This is a genomic window from Streptomyces sp. NPDC097617, from assembly GCF_044761485.1.
GTDB lineage: Bacteria > Actinomycetota > Actinomycetes > Streptomycetales > Streptomycetaceae > Streptomyces.
In genome coordinates, this window is sequence record NZ_JBIWCL010000009.1 from 1 (window position 1) to 14750 (window position 14750).

Sequence of the window (14750 nt, forward strand, 5' to 3'; positions counted from 1 at the left end):
CGACACATCCGGACCAACGCCATACGACCGGCCCGGGACACTCCCGGACCGGTCACACCATACGAATCAACGACCCGCGAAGTACGGGGCTAGACGGCCGACCGGCGCCGCTTCCCTACATGTCGTCGCATACGTGCAGCGCCACAGGTTGAGCATGACGGCCGTGGCGTGAGGGCCGGCCGTCTCGTGGTCCTTCCGGCGTGCTCGGGATCAGACCTGCGACGGCAGGACACCGGGGGTCCGGCGTTCATGCTGATGCGCGGACAGCGCACGGACCTGCGGATCTACCGGGATGTGGTGCGCGAGGGCTGCGAACTCGCGCATAGCGCGGGGGTCGAAGGCACTGTTGTGGTTGTGCTGCTCGACCTTGCACTGGGAACCGTCGACGGCGTTCGTGCCGGTGATGCTGTAGTAGTCGCCGGGGCGGGTGCGGTTGAGGTAGTCGCTCACGGTCGCTCCAAAAAGTATGCAGTCGATGCCATCGAGGGTGACGGTGACGGTTTTGAGCTCGGTGCCGGCGTCTGCGACGAGTCCGGAGTTCGTCAGGCGCGCCAGGGCGTAGTCGAGTTCAGTTTCCGACAGAGCGCCGCCGGCGAAGTGCGACTCGGCGGTATCCAGGAAGGCGGTCGGCGCCGTGGGGTGCTGGTCGGGTGCGGTGGCGTAGAACCAGCGCAGGAAGATGTCGGTGGCGTAGCGGTGCCGGGCGTCGGGTGCGCTGCGCAGTCGGGCAAGTCGTCGCAGTTCTACTCGTCCGTCGGCGGTCACCCTGTGGGAGTCGTACGACCCGAAGGATCCCATCGAGTCGATCAGGCCGTCCGGCTCCAGCTCGGCGGCCAGGACCTGGACGTCTTTCAGCGGCGCGCCCGAGTGCTCGGCGTAGCGCACCCCCGGGTGCCCCTGCCGAGCCGCACGACCCAAGGAACTGCTCGACCGAACGGCCCCGAGAATCAACGACTCCGCCAGGTACCGCACCCGGCCACCATACGGCGCTCATCCTGCCGACAAGGCGCGACGATCAATAGGAGCATCAGCGCTCCAGAGGGCCGGAGTCGCCCGTCGAGGCGACCGGATCGCACGGGGATTTCAGCGGTTACGTGGCGAATGGATTCTTCTATTGGCCCCAACTATTGCGCACTGCACGCCCGAGCCGCTGATCGGGACCCGGCGCTGCGGGCTGCTCTTCGACGAGTGGACGGAGGTGGTGCCCGCCGTCCGGGAGACCACCGGGATCGCCGTCCACTTCGACCGTCCGGGATCGGAGCCGCCGCAGGCGATGCTGCTGGTGGTGCCGCCCGTACGGACGGGCGCGTGGCGGGAGGACGACCTGGTGGCGGCGGTCACCGAGACGTTCGCCCTGGCGCGGTCCCGGGCGGTGGAACCGGCCCACCTCGACGACCAGCCGTACGCGCACCTGCTGCCCGCGACGGTGCTGCCGGCAGCCCGGCAGCCCGGCAGCCCATCACCCTCACGACGGATCTGGCTCTGTGCAACCTGCGGGGGAAGGCGAATGAGTGAGATGAACGAGGTCAGGATCGAGAAGCTGCGCGAGGCCCTCGACGCGCGGAGCGCGCCCACCGTGGGGCTGTGGAACCGGCTGGAGGGCCGGCCGCGGACCACGGACTTCGACCGGGCCCTGCGCGTGGAGGTGCGCGACCCGCTGTGGATGCTGACCCGGCAATGGCAGCTCGGGGAGTTCCGGGGGGAGGACTGCGGCTCACCGGTCGTACGGTCTTCCCCGCCCCGGTCCGGTTCTCCGGAATGCCGCTGCCCCGGTGGTGGGCCGTGGAGGACGGCCGGACCAACTTCGCCGCGGTCCGCCCGGACAGCACGGACCTGGCCCGGCTCATCTTCCTGGAGTTCGCGCTCGTCTACAGCAACGATTGGTTCCTGCTGCCCTGTGACCTGCCGGCGGGGACACTGGCCTCGATCCGGGGGCTGATGGTGACCGATGTGTTCGGGGAGCGGCTGTGGATCGAGCCGGCCGGCGAGAGCGGGGACGAGGCGGCGGGCGAGCCCCGGGGGCCGCGGCCCTGGTCGATGTTCTCCCTCAACGCCCTCGGGAAGACGGGCGACGGCGCGGTGGACGGGGCCCGGACCGGGTCTGCTGCTGCCGTCGAGCGTCCCGAAGGTCGCGGAAGGGCCGCTGCTGGAGGAAGTGACGCTGATCCGGGACGAGATGGCCAACATGGTCTGGGGCGTCGAGCGCACCGTGACCCTCCCCCACGGCGAGGCCCGCCGGGGCAGCGAGGCCGCAGCCGAGGCCCTCGCGCACCGGCTGCGCCTGCAGCCGCCGCGACCGCCCGCCGCTCCGGCGGCCCCCGAGGCGTACCGGGCGATGAGCTCGGTACCGGAGAACTGGATCCCCTTCATCCCGGTCCACGTGCCCGACCAGGACCGGGACGTACGGCTCCAGCGCGCGGCGATGCCGAGCGTCGGCGGCAGCCAGCCGGTCCGCCCGCGCACCTCGCTGCTGCGCGAGGGCTTCGACGCGGGACGGCAGTACTTCGTCAACGAGGAGGAGGTCCCGCAGGCCGGCACCAAGGTCACCCTCGCGTACAACAGGACCCGCTGGCACGACGGCCGCGTCGCCCTCTGGCTCAGCGCCCGCACCCACGCTGGCCGCGGCGAGGCCTCCAGCGGCCTGTCCTTCGACTACCTGGCCGACACCCGGCCCGTGAACGGGCACGATGGCGGATCGTGAGGCATGACGGGTTCCGCGCGCCGGTCAGGTCGCGGCGGGGGCGGGGTTCCATGCGGAGCGGAGGCGGTCGGCGGTTTCGGGATTGCCGTGTACTGCTGAGCGTCGGGTGGCCGGATGAGGGCGGATCGAGTCGGGGGCTGCATCGATGTCGTGGCCGCGGCGCTCGATGAGGCCGTCGGGGCAGCGTCGTCTTCTGATGGGGGCCGAGGCCCGGTTCTTGGGCTGAAGGCGGCCGGGATCGCGCTGAACGCCGCGCTGGGCGAGCACCAGTTCGTACTCCGGGGCGGGCGCAAGCTGCCGGTGGGCGGCGGTACGGAGGCGCTCGGCGTCTGGAACAAGATCGAGGCCCGTGGAACGCGGCCGCGGGCGGCTACCCGGAGGTCGTGCACGGCTCCAGCCGTACCCAGGCGGCCGGCTGGGACGGCAGCCGCTGCCCGGTGGCGAGCACCCTGCTGACGTACAGCCAGTCCTCGAACCCGCTCTCGCCGTACTACGCCGACCAGACCCGGATGTACCCGAGGAGCGCTGGGCGATGCTGGTGCGCGAACGGCGGTGACCACTGCCCCGCGTGCCCCCTTCCCGGCCCCTGCCCCTGCCCTTCACGGGCTGACGGCCAGGAAGAGGTACGCGGCCAGCAGCACGATGTGCACGCCTCCTTGGAGGAGCGTGGCACGCCCGGGGACGATGGTGAGGGCGCTGACCACGACGGTGAGGGCGAGCAGGACCATGTGGATCGGGCCGAGGCCGAGCAGGAGCGGGCCGGAGAGCCAGATCGAGGCGAGGGCGATCGCCGGGATGGTCAGGCCGATGCTGGCGATGGCGGATCCGTAGGCGAGGTTGAGGCTGGTCTGCACGCGGTCGCGGCGCGCGGCCCGGACGGCGGCGAGGGTCTCGGGCAGCAGGACGAGCAGGGCGATGATCACACCGACGACCGCCTGGGGCAGGCCGGCGGCCGCGACGGCCCGCTCGATGGTCGGTGAGACGGCCTTGGCGTCGCCGACCACGGCGACGAGCGCGACCAGCAGCAGGCCGAGGCTGATGAGGGCGGCGCGGGCGGTGGGCGGGTCCGCGTGGTCCTCGCCGCCGTCGGACCCCTGTCCGGTGTCCACGGGCAGGAAGTAGCTGCGGTGACGGACCGTCTGGACGGCTACGAAGAGCCCGTACAGGGCGAGTGAGGCGACCGCGGCGAACGTGAGCTGCGCGGTGGAGAACTCCGGGCCCGGCTTGCTGGTGGTGAAGGTCGGCAGGACCAGGCTGAGGGTGGCCAGGGTCGCGACGGTGGCGAGGGCCGCACCGGAGCCCTCGGGGTTGAACACGGCGATCCGGTTGCGCAGGGCGCCGACGAGCAGGGAAATGCCGACGATGCCGTTGCAAGTGATCATGACGGCGGCGAAGACCGTGTCCCTGGCCAGGGAGGCGGTCTTGTCGCCGCCGTCGGCCATCAGGGTGACGATGAGCGCCACCTCGATCACCGTGACCGCCACGGCCAGGACGAGGGAGCCGAAGGGCTCACCGACCCGGTGGGCGACGACCTCGGCGTGGTGGACGGCGGCCAGCACCGCGCCCGCGAGACAGAGTGCGACGATCCCCACCGCGAAGCCGGGTAGGTCCCGCCCCCAGCTGAAGACGAGCGCGACCAGCGCCACCACGGGGACCACCACGGTCCAGTCGGTCAGGGGAGATCTACGTGCAGTCGTACTCATATCAGCCAAGTTGCCAGAAGTATCCCGTCAGTGCGGCGCAAGGCGCGCCTCCAGGGCCTTGACGTGGCTCTTCTCACGAGATCGCCCGGCGTGGCGGGTACGGGTCCCGCGGACGTGGCGCGGCACGCGGCCCCGCCCCCGGGGCCCCGGGCAATGGCATCGGCGGACGCACCGTCACCCTGACGCTGCGGCGCCCTCTCCCGCCGCCTCCGGACGCCCGGGGGCGGGGGTGCGAGGGGGTTCGACTCACGGGGTGGTGAGGCGGGCCCCGGATGCCCTGCGGCCGGGCCCGGCTTGCGGCGTCACAGCCGCCGGCGTCACAGCGGCCGGTCGTGGCCCTCCCAGTAGGGGTCGCGCAGCCGCCGCTTGTAGAGCTTGCCGTTCGGGTCGCGCGGCATCGTCTCGATGAAGTCGACCGTCTTGGGCCGCTTGTACCCGGCGAGCCGCCGCTCGCAGTGGTGCAGGATCTCCGCGGCCAGGGCGTCGCCCGCGACGAAGCCCTCGGCCGCTTCGACGACCGCCTTGACCTCCTCGCCCCAGTCCGTGTGCGGAATCCCGAAGGCGGCGGCGTCCGCGACGGCCGGGTGGGTGAGCAGCGCCGACTCGATCTCGGCCGGGTAGATGTTGACCCCGCCGGAGATGATCATGTCGATCTTGCGGTCGCGGAGGAAGAGGTAGCCCTCCTCGTCCATCATCCCCAGGTCGCCGACCGTGAAGAAATCGCCGATCCGGTTCTTCTTCGTCTTGCCCTCGTCCTTGTGGTAGCTGAAGCCGCCGGTGTTCATCTTCAGGTAGACGGTGCCCAATTCCCCGGCGGGCAGCCGGTTGCCGTCGTCGTCGAAGATGGCGAGCTCGCTGATCGGCCAGGCCTTTCCGACCGTTCCCGGCTTCTTCAGCCAGTCCTCGGCGGTCGCGAAGGCGCCGCCGCCCTCGCTGGCGGCGTAGTACTCCTCCACGCAGCCGCCCCACCAGTCGATCATGGCCCGTTTGACGTGGTCGGGGCAGGGCGCGGCGCCGTGGATGGCGTGCCGCATCGAGGAGACGTCGTAGGCGTCCTTCGTCTCCTGCGGGAGGGCGAGGAGCCGGTGGAACTGGGTCGGCACCATGTGGGTGTGCGTGCAGGCGTGGCCGTCGATCAGGCGGAGCATCTCCTGCGGGGTCCACTTGTCCATCAGGACGAGCGGGTGCCCGATGTGCAGGGCGGCGCCCGCGAATTGGAGGACGGCCGTGTGGTAGAGCGGCGAGCACACCAGGTGGACGTTGCCGCCGAAGGGCCGGATGCCGAAGATCCCGAGGAACCCGCCCAGGTACGTCTCCTCCGGGAGCTTCCCGGGCAGCGGGCGGCGGATTCCGCGGGGGCGGCCGGTGGTACCGGAGGTGTAGTTCATGACCCAGCCGAGCGTGCGGCCCTCGGGGACGGTCGCGGGCTGCCCGTCGAGGAGCTGCGCGTACGGCCGGAAGCCCGCGACCGGTCCGACGGCGTAGCGGTGGCTCGCGGACAGGCCCGCCTCGTCGGCCGCGGCGGTGGCGGCCTCGGCGAAGCGCTCGTGGGCGATGAGGACCTTGGCTCCGGAGTCGGAGACGATCCAGGCGATCTCGGGGCCGACGAGGTGGTGGTTGACGGGGACGAGGTAGAAGCCCGCCTGGGAGGCGGCCAGATAGGCGGTCAGGAACTCGACGCCGTTGGGGAGGACGACGGCGAAGACGTCGCCCTCCTCCAGTCCGGCGGCGCGCAGGCCGTGGACGAGGCGGTTGACGTCGGCGTGCAGGCGGCCGGCGCTCCATTCCTCGCCCTCGGGAGTCACCAGCACGGCGCGCCCGGGGTCGGCGGCGGCCTGGGCCCAGAAGCCGTTGGGCGGCTGCTGGTCGGTGGCGGGGATCGTGGACGTCGTGGCGGTCATGTCGCTCACGCCTCTCGGACTCGGCCGGCGATGCGGTTGATGCGGTCGATCGCCCTCTCGAACCCGCTGGTGAGGTCGTCGAAGACGGCCTGGACGCTGCGTTCTTCGGTCATCCGGCCGACGATCTGCCCGACGGGCGTGCCGAGCAGCGGCTGGATCTCGTACTTCTGGATCCGGGAGACGGCCTCGGCGACGAGCAGGCCCTGAAGCGGCATGGGGAGGGCGCCGGGGCCCTCCGGGTCGTCCCAGGCGTCGGTCCACTCGGTGCGCAGCTGGCGGGCGGGCTTGCCGGTGAGGGCCCGGGAGCGGACGGTGTCGCCGGAGCCCGCGGCGAGCAGCTTCTCGGTGAGGGCGCGCGAGTGGAGGTCGGCCTCGGTGGTGGTGAGCCAGAGGGAACCGAGCCAGGCACCCTGGGCGCCGAGGGCGAGGCCGGCGGCGATCTGCTCGCCGCTGCCGATGCCGCCGGCGGCGAGGACCGGGAGGGGGGCGACGGCCTCGACGATCTCGGGGACCAGGACCATGGTCGCGATGTCGCCGGTGTGGCCGCCGGCCTCGTAGCCCTGGGCGACGACGACGTCGATGCCGGCTTCGGCGTGGCGGCGGGCGTGTTTGGCGCTGCCGGCGAGGGCGGCGACGAGGACGCCGTGGTCGTGGGCGCGCGCGATGACGTCGGCGGGCGGGGAACCGAGGGCGTTCGCCAGGAGTTTGATGGGGTAGTCGAAGGCGACGTCGAGCTGGCGCCGGGCGACCTGCTCCATCCAGCCGGTGATCCGCCAGCCGGAGGTCTCGCCCTCGGCGAGCTCGGGCACGTGGTGCTTGGCGAGGGTGTCGCGGACGAAGTCACGGTGGCCGGCCGGGATCATCGCCTCGATGTCGGCCTCGCTGATGCCGTCGACGGCCTTCTTGGCGGGCATGACGACATCGAGGCCGTAGGGCTTGCCGTCGGTGTGCGCCTGCATCCAGTCGAGGTCGCGGGCCAGCTCGTCGGGGGCGGTGTAGCGGACCGCGCCGAGTACGCCGAAACCGCCCGCGCGGGTGATGGCAGCGGCGACCGCCGGGAAGGGCGTGAAGCCGAAGATGGCGTGCTCGACTCCCAGTTTCTTGCTCAGCTCCGTCTCCATGGGCGGCAGGATGCCGCAGCCCGGCAGCCGAGGGAAGAGATTTTCTGATGCAGTGTCAGATTCTTTACGGGCCGGTCGGTGCGGACGGTGCCCGATGGGCGGGCACATACCCACTACCGTGCGGATCGCCTGCGGCGCGCTCGGCGGACAACGGGCCCCGGCCCGGGCGGCGCATGCTCCGCGAGCGGCGGGCCGGCGCAGGGCGGGGTTGGGAGGACGGCACGCGGTCGGCGGCGGGTAGCGGATGCGGACGGCGATACCGGTGGCCGGGTGCGGGTGGCCGGGTGCGGACGGCCGGGTGCGGACGGCCGATGGCCGGAAGCAGGCGGCGGACGGCGGTACCGGTGGCTGGTGACCGGTACGGACGGCAGTGCCGGTGGCCGGTGCGGACGGCGGAGGCGGGTGCCGGGTGCCAAGTGCGAAACGCGGGACGCGGGACGCGGACGGCGGGTGCAGTGCCGGGTCCGGACGGACGGACGACGGCGGACGGCGGGATACGGCTGCCGGATGCAGACAGCGGGTGCGGGATGCGGGTGCACGTAGGGGCGGCAGGTGCGGGTGCCGGGTGCGGACCGGCGGATGCCGGTGCCGGGTGCGGACGGCTGATGCGGGTGCCAGGACCGGAACACGCACCGCGGATGCGGGATGCGCAGGGCGGATGCGGAGGTCGAATGCGAACGGGGGTAGGGCACGCGTTCGGGAAGTGCGGGTGCAGGCGGCGGGGTTGTGGTTGTGGGCGCGGGTTGCGGACGAGGAGGGCCGGACATGGCAGCGGACACGGGGGCCGAAGCGGTGGCGGAGGTCGGCACGGAACGGACGGGCGGTACCAGCCGTGAGCAGTCGCGCGAGCGCGCGGAAGCCCGCCGGCAGGACGGGCCCGCACGCGGGCAGTACCTCGATGCGAGGGACGCACCCGAGGCCGCGCCCCGACAGGGCTGCGCCCGGGAGCGCGAAGGCACGGCCGAGCCAGGACGCGCCCAGGAACACGACGGAACAGCCGAGCCGGCCCGGGCGCGCAAGCGGGAAGGCGCAGCGGGACCGGACCTCACCCGGGAGTCCGCAGACACAGCCGTATTGGGCCGCACCAGGCTGCACGTGGACACGGCCGAACCAGGTCTCGCCCGGGAGCGCGTAGACATGGTCGAACCGAGCCGCACGGGACAGCGCACAGCCACGGCTGAATTGGGCTGTGCGCCGGAGCACGGAGACACCACGGAAGTGGGCCGCCCGTGCGGGCGCGAAGGTACCGCCGAACCAGCCGGCACGCCGGAGCGCGACGGCACCACCGAACCAAGCCCCACGCGGGAGCGCGACGGCACCACCGAACCGGCACGTGCGCGCGAGCCGGTAGGCGGGGTCGGAGCAGGGCGGGGGCTGACTCGGCGGCGGCTCGGGGCGCGATTGCTCGCGCTCGGCGGGGTGCTCGTCCTGCACGCGGCGCTACCGGGCCCCGCGGGGGCCGCGAACAGCCCGGCCGAGCGGCGCGCGCTCCAGGGACTGCGGCTGCGCTACGGATCGGCGCGCCAGGCCGGGCTGTCGGAGAAGCACCTGGAGGGGGTCGCGGACGAGGCCCGGCGCTTCCTGGGCCCCTCCCCCGAACACCCCTACTACGCCGGGGCGGTGGTCCTCGCCGGCCGGGGCCGCACCATCGCCCTGCACCGCGCCATGGGCCACGCGGTCCGGTATGCCGACTACGACGGGCGGACCGACCGGGTCCGGGAGTACCCGGAGGCCGAGCGGATCGCGATGACCGAGGACACGATCTTCGACTTGGCCTCGCTGACCAAGCTCTTCACCTCCATCCTGGCCGTGCAGCAGATCGAGCGTGGGCGTCTGGAGCTGGAGGCCCGGGTGTGCCGGTACCTGCCGGAGTTCACCGGGGGCGGCAAGGAGATCATCACGGTCCGTCAGCTGCTCACGCACACTTCGGGGTTGCGCTCCTGGGCGCCCTTCTACCAGGAGACCACACGCGAGAGGCAGCTGAGGCTGCTGTGGTCGGTGCGGCCGCAGGAGACCCCCGGGACCGTCTACCGGTACTCCGACCTCAACCTGATCTCGCTGCAGCTGCTCCTGGAACGGATCACCGGTCGCACTTTGGACGTCCTGCTCCGCGATGAGATCACCGCTCCGCTCGGGATGCACCGCACTCGATACAACCCACCGCTCTCCTGGCGCCGGGTCACCGCCGCCACCGAGGTGCAGCGTCCGCCCTGGTCCGGCCTGGACCGCGGGCTGGTGTGGGGCGAGGTCCACGACGAGAACGCGTACGCGCTCGGCGGCGTCGCGGGCCACGCCGGGGTCTTCGGCACCGCCTGGGACCTCGCCGTCCTCGCCCGCGCCCTCCTCGACGGCGGGGTGTACGCGGGCCGGCGGATCCTGCGCCCCGCCTCCGTCGAGCTGCTCTTCACCGACTACAACACCGCCTTCCCCGGCGAGGACCACGGTCTCGGCTTCGAGCTCTACCAGCACTGGTACATGGGCGCCATGGCCACCCCGCACTCCGCCGGGCACACCGGCTTCACCGGCACCTCCCTCGTCCTCGACCCCTCCACCGACTCCTTCCTGATCCTGCTCGGCAACTCCGTCCACCCCGTACGCACCTGGCGGGCCGGCAGCGCGCCGCGGGTCGCCGTCGGCAACCGCTTCGCCCGCGCCGTCCCGGTCCGTACCCGGCACGGCGGCGCGGCCTGGTTCTCCGGCATCCAGCCGGGGGCCTCGGGCACCCTCGCGCTGCCGCCGCTGCGCCCGGCCACGGCCGCCGCCCGGCTGCGCTGCACCGTGTGGTGGGACACCGTGCCCGGCGAGGGCGCCCTGCACCTGGAGGCCTCCGCCGACGGGGAGCACTGGGAGCCGCTGCCCTTCAGCACGCTGCGGTCCACCGGCGGCACCCCCGAGCAGTGGCCGCGCGGCTCGGTGAGCGGCTGGTCGGGCCGCGTCTGGCACCGCCTCGAAGCCCCCCTCACCGCCGCGTGGACGGGCCGCGACGTACAGCTGCGGCTGCGCCACAGCGCGACCGGCCGCTACGTGGGCCGCGGGATCTACGTGGACGTCGTACGGGTGGCGGAACCGGGCCGGCTGCTCTTCGCGGAGGACCGCCCGGCCGACGCCGACCGCATCGAGGCGATCGGCTGGACCCGATCGGCGGACTGACCGCCCGTACCGACCGGTCGCGGTACACCGACCCGGTACGGACCCCGCACGCCCGGCCGCGGCTGGCCGCGCCCTGCCGCTCCGGGTCTCGGTCCGGAAATCCGTTCGCGGCCCCGGGGTCCCCCGCCGAGACTGGTGGGCCGATCACGTCGAACAGAAAGAGCGGGCCGGCACTGACGTACAACCGAGACACCCTGCCCTTCCCCGGCAACCGGGTGCCCCCCATCACTTACGAGGGCATTCGGAACTGGGATGCGATCGACCCGGCCCGGCACCCGTTCGCCTGGGACGCGGACGAGGAAGCCCGCCTCCGCGCGCTGGTCCGCGCGTGGGTGCCGCCCGTGCTGTCCGGTATCGCCGGCGGGTTTCAGGGCGAACGCTGGTGCGAGAGCCAGGTGGACGCGATCATCCGGGATCGATACGGCATCTGGGCCTGGGGATGGAATTGGTGCTACCGCTACGGCGGCCCCATGAGCATCTGGGTCAGCGGGCCGACCTCGGTGACGACCCCTGACGAGACCGCCGACCGAGCCGTCGCCGCCCTGTTGGAGTGGCGCGAGTGGCTGGAGGGGATGGCACGGCGCTTCGCCGAGCTGGCGCCACCGCCGGACGCCTCGCCCGAAGACCGCAGCTGGCACTTGGAGCGGGCGTGCGTCCGGCTCGTGACGCACGCCCTGGACTCGTGGGCGGAGGGTGGCTGGCAGACGCAGGCTTCCATCGTTCTGCGCTGGTTCCTCACCGCCACCGGCATGGACCGGGCCGAAGCCGGGCGAGCGGTGGAACGCGCGATAGGCGGTCGGTTCGAGAGTTGGGTCACCCCTGGACACCTCCTGATCGAATCCGTCGGTGAGGACCTCGCCGTCGGCCTCACCGGCCACGCCCCCTACCGGGACCACCGGGAGAGGGCAGCCCTGGAGGATCTCCATGACCGCTGCTGACAGCCTTTCGGTCTGGCTGCGCGTGCGCGGCGAGGCCGACTGGCACCACGCGCCGAACCTGCGGCGGGACCTGCCGGCGCGCGACGGGTTCCGGGCCTGGTGCGAAGGGCCGGTGCGCCGGCACGACCCCGTGCGCGCCGAGCGTCTGCTCGCCGCGTACACCTTGGCCCGCGCCGATGCCGCACGCCGCGCCCCGCTGGATTTCGCCCTGATGGCCGCTTGGCAGCGTGAGGTCCTCGGCGCCGCGGAAGCACCGTTCCGTACGAACGACGCCCATGCGAAGGCCGGCCGCGAGCGCTACGGCCTGACCCCGCGCACCCGGGCCGACTTCGCTTCCTGCCTGCGCGAGGCGAGCGACCCGGGCATCCCGCCGGCGGCCCGCGCGGCCCGGGTGTACCTCGACGTGGCGTTCTTCCACCCCTTCAGTGACGGCAACGCCCGCGCCGCCCTGTTGGCCCTGGTGCACGTCCTGGCCCGGGAGGGCATCGTCCTTCCCGAGGTCGGTCCTCTCCAGACCACCCGCTACGCGGACGACCCGGTGGGCGCGGCCGACCTTGCCGCTCTCATCGGCGTGCTCAACCGCCGTCGGCACTGAGGGATTCGGGCGCGCCGTCGCCACGGCCGCGGCCCCGCGGCGGGCGCCCTCGCGGCGTACGCGGATGGACCGGTTCGTCCCCGCCGGTACCGCGCGGACGTCGACGTCCGTGATCTCGTCGTCCCTGAGGGTGGCGTGGCGGCTCGCGTAGCCGGTGCTGAGCGTGATGGTCGCCCCACCCGGCAGAACCGCATAGTCCGTACCGGCGGGACCGGGGGTGGACCAGCTACCACCACCCGGCGAGGTCCCCCAGTACTTCCGGTCCGCGACCGGAAGCGCCAGGTCGGGAAGCGTGCGCTGGAAATCGTCGGCGAAAGTCGCGTCGGGACGACACCGCCCCTCGCCACTGTCCAGTTGACGATCTTGATGTGCACTTTGCGCTGATTACTGAACGCTGGACGAAGAGGAATTCCACGGAGGGCCGGACCCGGGAATTCCGCGCATACCTACCGGCATTGCGGCACCGTGCTCCACCCGCTCCCGCGGATCAGTGCCGGACCAGACAGAAGGGGTGTCCCGCCGGGTCCGCGTAGACCCGCCAGCCGCGCCCGTCCGAGCCGTCGAGCAACGTCCCGCCGGCCGCCAGGACCTCCCCCTCGGCGCGGTCCAGATCCGGGACTGCGAGGTCCAGGTGGAACTGCTGCGGCCGGGTGGGGTCGGGCCAGCGCGGGGGTACGTACTCCGTCGCGCGCTGGAAGGCGAGGACGAGGCCCGAGGGGGTGTGGAGCGTCGCCCAGCTCTCGTCGAGCGCCCAGCGCCGGTCCTGCTGGTTGACGTTCCCGCCCAGCAGGGACCGGTAGAACGCGGCGAGCGACTGCGGCTCGGGGCAGTCCAGGACCACGCATTGCAGTTCAGCGATCATGATCGGATCCTAGCGGGGTGCCTGTCGATCGGACTTGGCCCGCGGCGGTGCTCGCCGCGGGCGGGCCGCGGCGGGTCCTGCCGTGGGGCGCCGGCCGGCCGGACGACCTCCACGGGCAGCCCCCGCGCACGGGCCGCGACCAGCAGCTCGGCCCGGCCGAGCAGAAGTCGGTTCGCTGCGGCGGTGACCGTCCGTCAGCGGTCCGCGAGCGTCTTCTGGAGCCAGTCGAAGACGACTTCGCAGTGCAGCTGCGGGGCCATCGGGGAGCAGTGCAACTGCGCGCCCTGGGCCGCCGTCAGTTTCAGGTAGTCCTTGGGTGAGGTGAGGGCGTCGTACATGCGGCGCGGCTGGCCGGGGTAGAACTGCTCGCCCTCGTAGTCCAGCACCAGGGTGGGGGCCTTGATCCGGCCGACGACATCGGTGATGGACAGCGCCTGGATCCCGGTGGCGGGGGTGTAGAAGTCGGTGAACAGCTTGCCCTGCCGTGCTTCGAGCATGGCCGGGACGGAGAAGGGCTCGAAGCGCTTCTTCATCACGTCGGCCGCTTCCGGAGGCAGTTCGGGAACGACCTCCTTGTTCCAGATGTCGTTCGTCTCCTGCTTGTCGGGCGTGAGGATCTTCCGGATTTCGGGCGGGAAGCCCAGCCACGGCTCCACGCAGCCGGGCATCGCGACCAGAGCGGCGATCCGGGTCTCGAAGGCCGCAGCCCTGGGGGCGAGGTCCCCCGCCATGCTCAGACCCGTCAGGGCGATCCTGTCGGGGTCCACGTCGGGGCGGGCCGACAGCCAGTCGACGAGGGGCGTGACGACCTTCTCCCAGGTGGGCGTGAACACCACCTGGTCCACGAAGAGCAACTGCCCCTGACCGGGCCCGTCGTAGACGAGCGCGTTCCAGCCCCGGTCCAGCGCGGCAGCGACCCCATAGGTCCACATGTCCACGTTCTGCCCATCGCTCCCGTTCGTCAGGATGACCGTCGGGCGGGGGGTGCTGCTCGTGTCGGGGCGGAAGAACCACACCGGCAGCGGTGTGCTCCCGTAGGGCACGTTCGCCTTCACCGGGGCGGGCTCGCACAGGTCGCAGAAGGCGTCCCAGGCGCCGCGTCCCGCCCGGTAGAGCTGCTCCTCGCTACCGGGGTCGTCCGAACCGAGGACGAAGAAGAGCGCCTGGCCGTAGTACTGGGCGGCGCGCAGCGCCCGGAACCGCTTGCTCTGACCGTCGGCCGGCGCACCCGGAGGCGCCTTCAGCAGCTGGTCGCCGAGGGCGCGGAAGGTCTCCACGTAGGTCTGGGCGGTCAGACCGGAGCCGTTGATCGCGTTCACGGCCGTGAGGACCTCGCCGACCTCGGCTGCGCCGGCACCCGAGGCGCCGAGCGCGAGGAGTCCGTTGAAGTTGTACCCCGGGTCCTTGAACAGGGTCATCACGCCCGGGGTGAGACCGCCGGCGGCCGCGGTGGGCGTGGGTGTGGCGGCGCCGCTGGACGCCGCCGCCGGAGCGCCGGGCGCCCCGCCGCGCGCACAACCCGCCGCGAGGGCAGCACCCGCCCCGGCGGTGAGCAGGGCGCGTCGGGTGGGGCCGGAGTGCCGATCACCAGGTATGCGGTTCATGCCTCCGGAACGTAGCGCCGACCCGGCGCGCCGGCCTGCTGTCCCGTTCCGTGCGGACCGCGCGGGGCACGGGCCCCCGCCCCGGCCGTGGCCCGAAGCGGCAGGTGGCGGGCCGGTGCCCCGACGGCGGGGCGCGAACGCCCGAAGGCCGCTGGTCTTGCGCCGTCCGGGGGAC

11 protein-coding genes and 1 pseudogene are annotated in these 14750 nt (G+C 72.6%); 6 read left to right on the plus strand and 6 right to left on the minus strand.

All coding sequences use genetic code 11. From position 1 onward, the window contains the following. Positions 1-210 precede the first annotated feature (210 nt). Positions 211-885 (minus strand): hypothetical protein, encoded by a 675-nt coding sequence (locus tag ACIQZO_RS16775; RefSeq protein WP_403626428.1) that lies wholly within the window; start codon positions 883-885, stop codon positions 211-213. 229 nt (positions 886-1114) lie between these two features. Here ACIQZO_RS16775 and ACIQZO_RS16780 point away from each other — a divergent pair, with 229 nt between their 5' ends. The 3 genes and pseudogenes from ACIQZO_RS16780 to ACIQZO_RS16790 form a co-directional block, all read left to right on the plus strand. Beyond that, positions 1115-1939, plus strand: coding sequence for a hypothetical protein (locus tag ACIQZO_RS16780; RefSeq protein ID WP_403626431.1), 825 nt, complete (start codon positions 1115-1117; stop codon positions 1937-1939). Between the two features lie 216 nt (positions 1940-2155). Next, complete coding sequence (locus ACIQZO_RS16785; RefSeq protein ID WP_403626434.1) at positions 2156-2701, plus strand: hypothetical protein; 546 nt, start codon at positions 2156-2158, stop codon at positions 2699-2701. Between the two features lie 329 nt (positions 2702-3030). Beyond that, positions 3031-3162 (plus strand): annotated as a pseudogene (locus ACIQZO_RS16790) (hypothetical protein); the annotation flags it as partial. 138 nt (positions 3163-3300) lie between these two features. Here the strand turns inward: ACIQZO_RS16790 and ACIQZO_RS16795 are convergent. The 3 genes from ACIQZO_RS16795 to ACIQZO_RS16805 form a co-directional block, all read right to left on the minus strand. Next, positions 3301-4404, minus strand: a complete 1104-nt coding sequence (locus tag ACIQZO_RS16795; RefSeq protein ID WP_403626437.1) for a calcium:proton antiporter — start codon at positions 4402-4404, stop codon at positions 3301-3303. A gap of 317 nt (positions 4405-4721) precedes the next feature. Further along, a complete protein-coding gene (locus ACIQZO_RS16800; RefSeq protein ID WP_403626440.1) occupies positions 4722-6305 on the minus strand; it encodes an acyl-CoA synthetase in 1584 nt (527 codons plus the stop codon). Positions 6306-6310: 5 nt separating this feature from the next. Beyond that, a complete protein-coding gene (locus ACIQZO_RS16805; RefSeq protein ID WP_403626443.1) occupies positions 6311-7426 on the minus strand; it encodes an NAD(P)H-dependent flavin oxidoreductase in 1116 nt (371 codons plus the stop codon). 1374 nt (positions 7427-8800) lie between these two features. Between ACIQZO_RS16805 and ACIQZO_RS16810 the strand changes: the two genes are divergently transcribed. The 3 genes from ACIQZO_RS16810 (at position 8801) to ACIQZO_RS16820 (ending at position 12109) form a co-directional block, all read left to right on the plus strand. Further along, a complete protein-coding gene (locus tag ACIQZO_RS16810) occupies positions 8801-10576 on the plus strand; it encodes a serine hydrolase (protein ID WP_403627006.1) in 1776 nt (591 codons plus the stop codon). Between the two features lie 215 nt (positions 10577-10791). Next, positions 10792-11514 (plus strand): hypothetical protein, encoded by a 723-nt coding sequence (locus ACIQZO_RS16815; protein WP_403626446.1) that lies wholly within the window; start codon positions 10792-10794, stop codon positions 11512-11514. Beyond that, the gene (locus tag ACIQZO_RS16820) at positions 11501-12109 is read left to right on the plus strand and encodes a Fic family protein (RefSeq protein WP_403626449.1); all 609 of its coding nucleotides are present in this window, start codon (positions 11501-11503) and stop codon (positions 12107-12109) included. The genes ACIQZO_RS16815 and ACIQZO_RS16820 overlap by 14 nt, the downstream gene beginning before the upstream one ends. 487 nt (positions 12110-12596) lie before the next feature. On the opposite strand, the gene ACIQZO_RS16825 is transcribed toward ACIQZO_RS16820, so the two are convergent. Together ACIQZO_RS16825 and ACIQZO_RS16830 are read right to left on the minus strand one after the other, a co-directional pair. After that, positions 12597-12971, minus strand: coding sequence for a VOC family protein (locus tag ACIQZO_RS16825; protein WP_403626452.1), 375 nt, complete (start codon positions 12969-12971; stop codon positions 12597-12599). 194 nt (positions 12972-13165) lie between these two features. Further along, positions 13166-14575, minus strand: coding sequence for an alpha/beta hydrolase family protein (locus tag ACIQZO_RS16830; RefSeq protein WP_403626455.1), 1410 nt, complete (start codon positions 14573-14575; stop codon positions 13166-13168). Positions 14576-14750 lie beyond the last annotated feature (175 nt).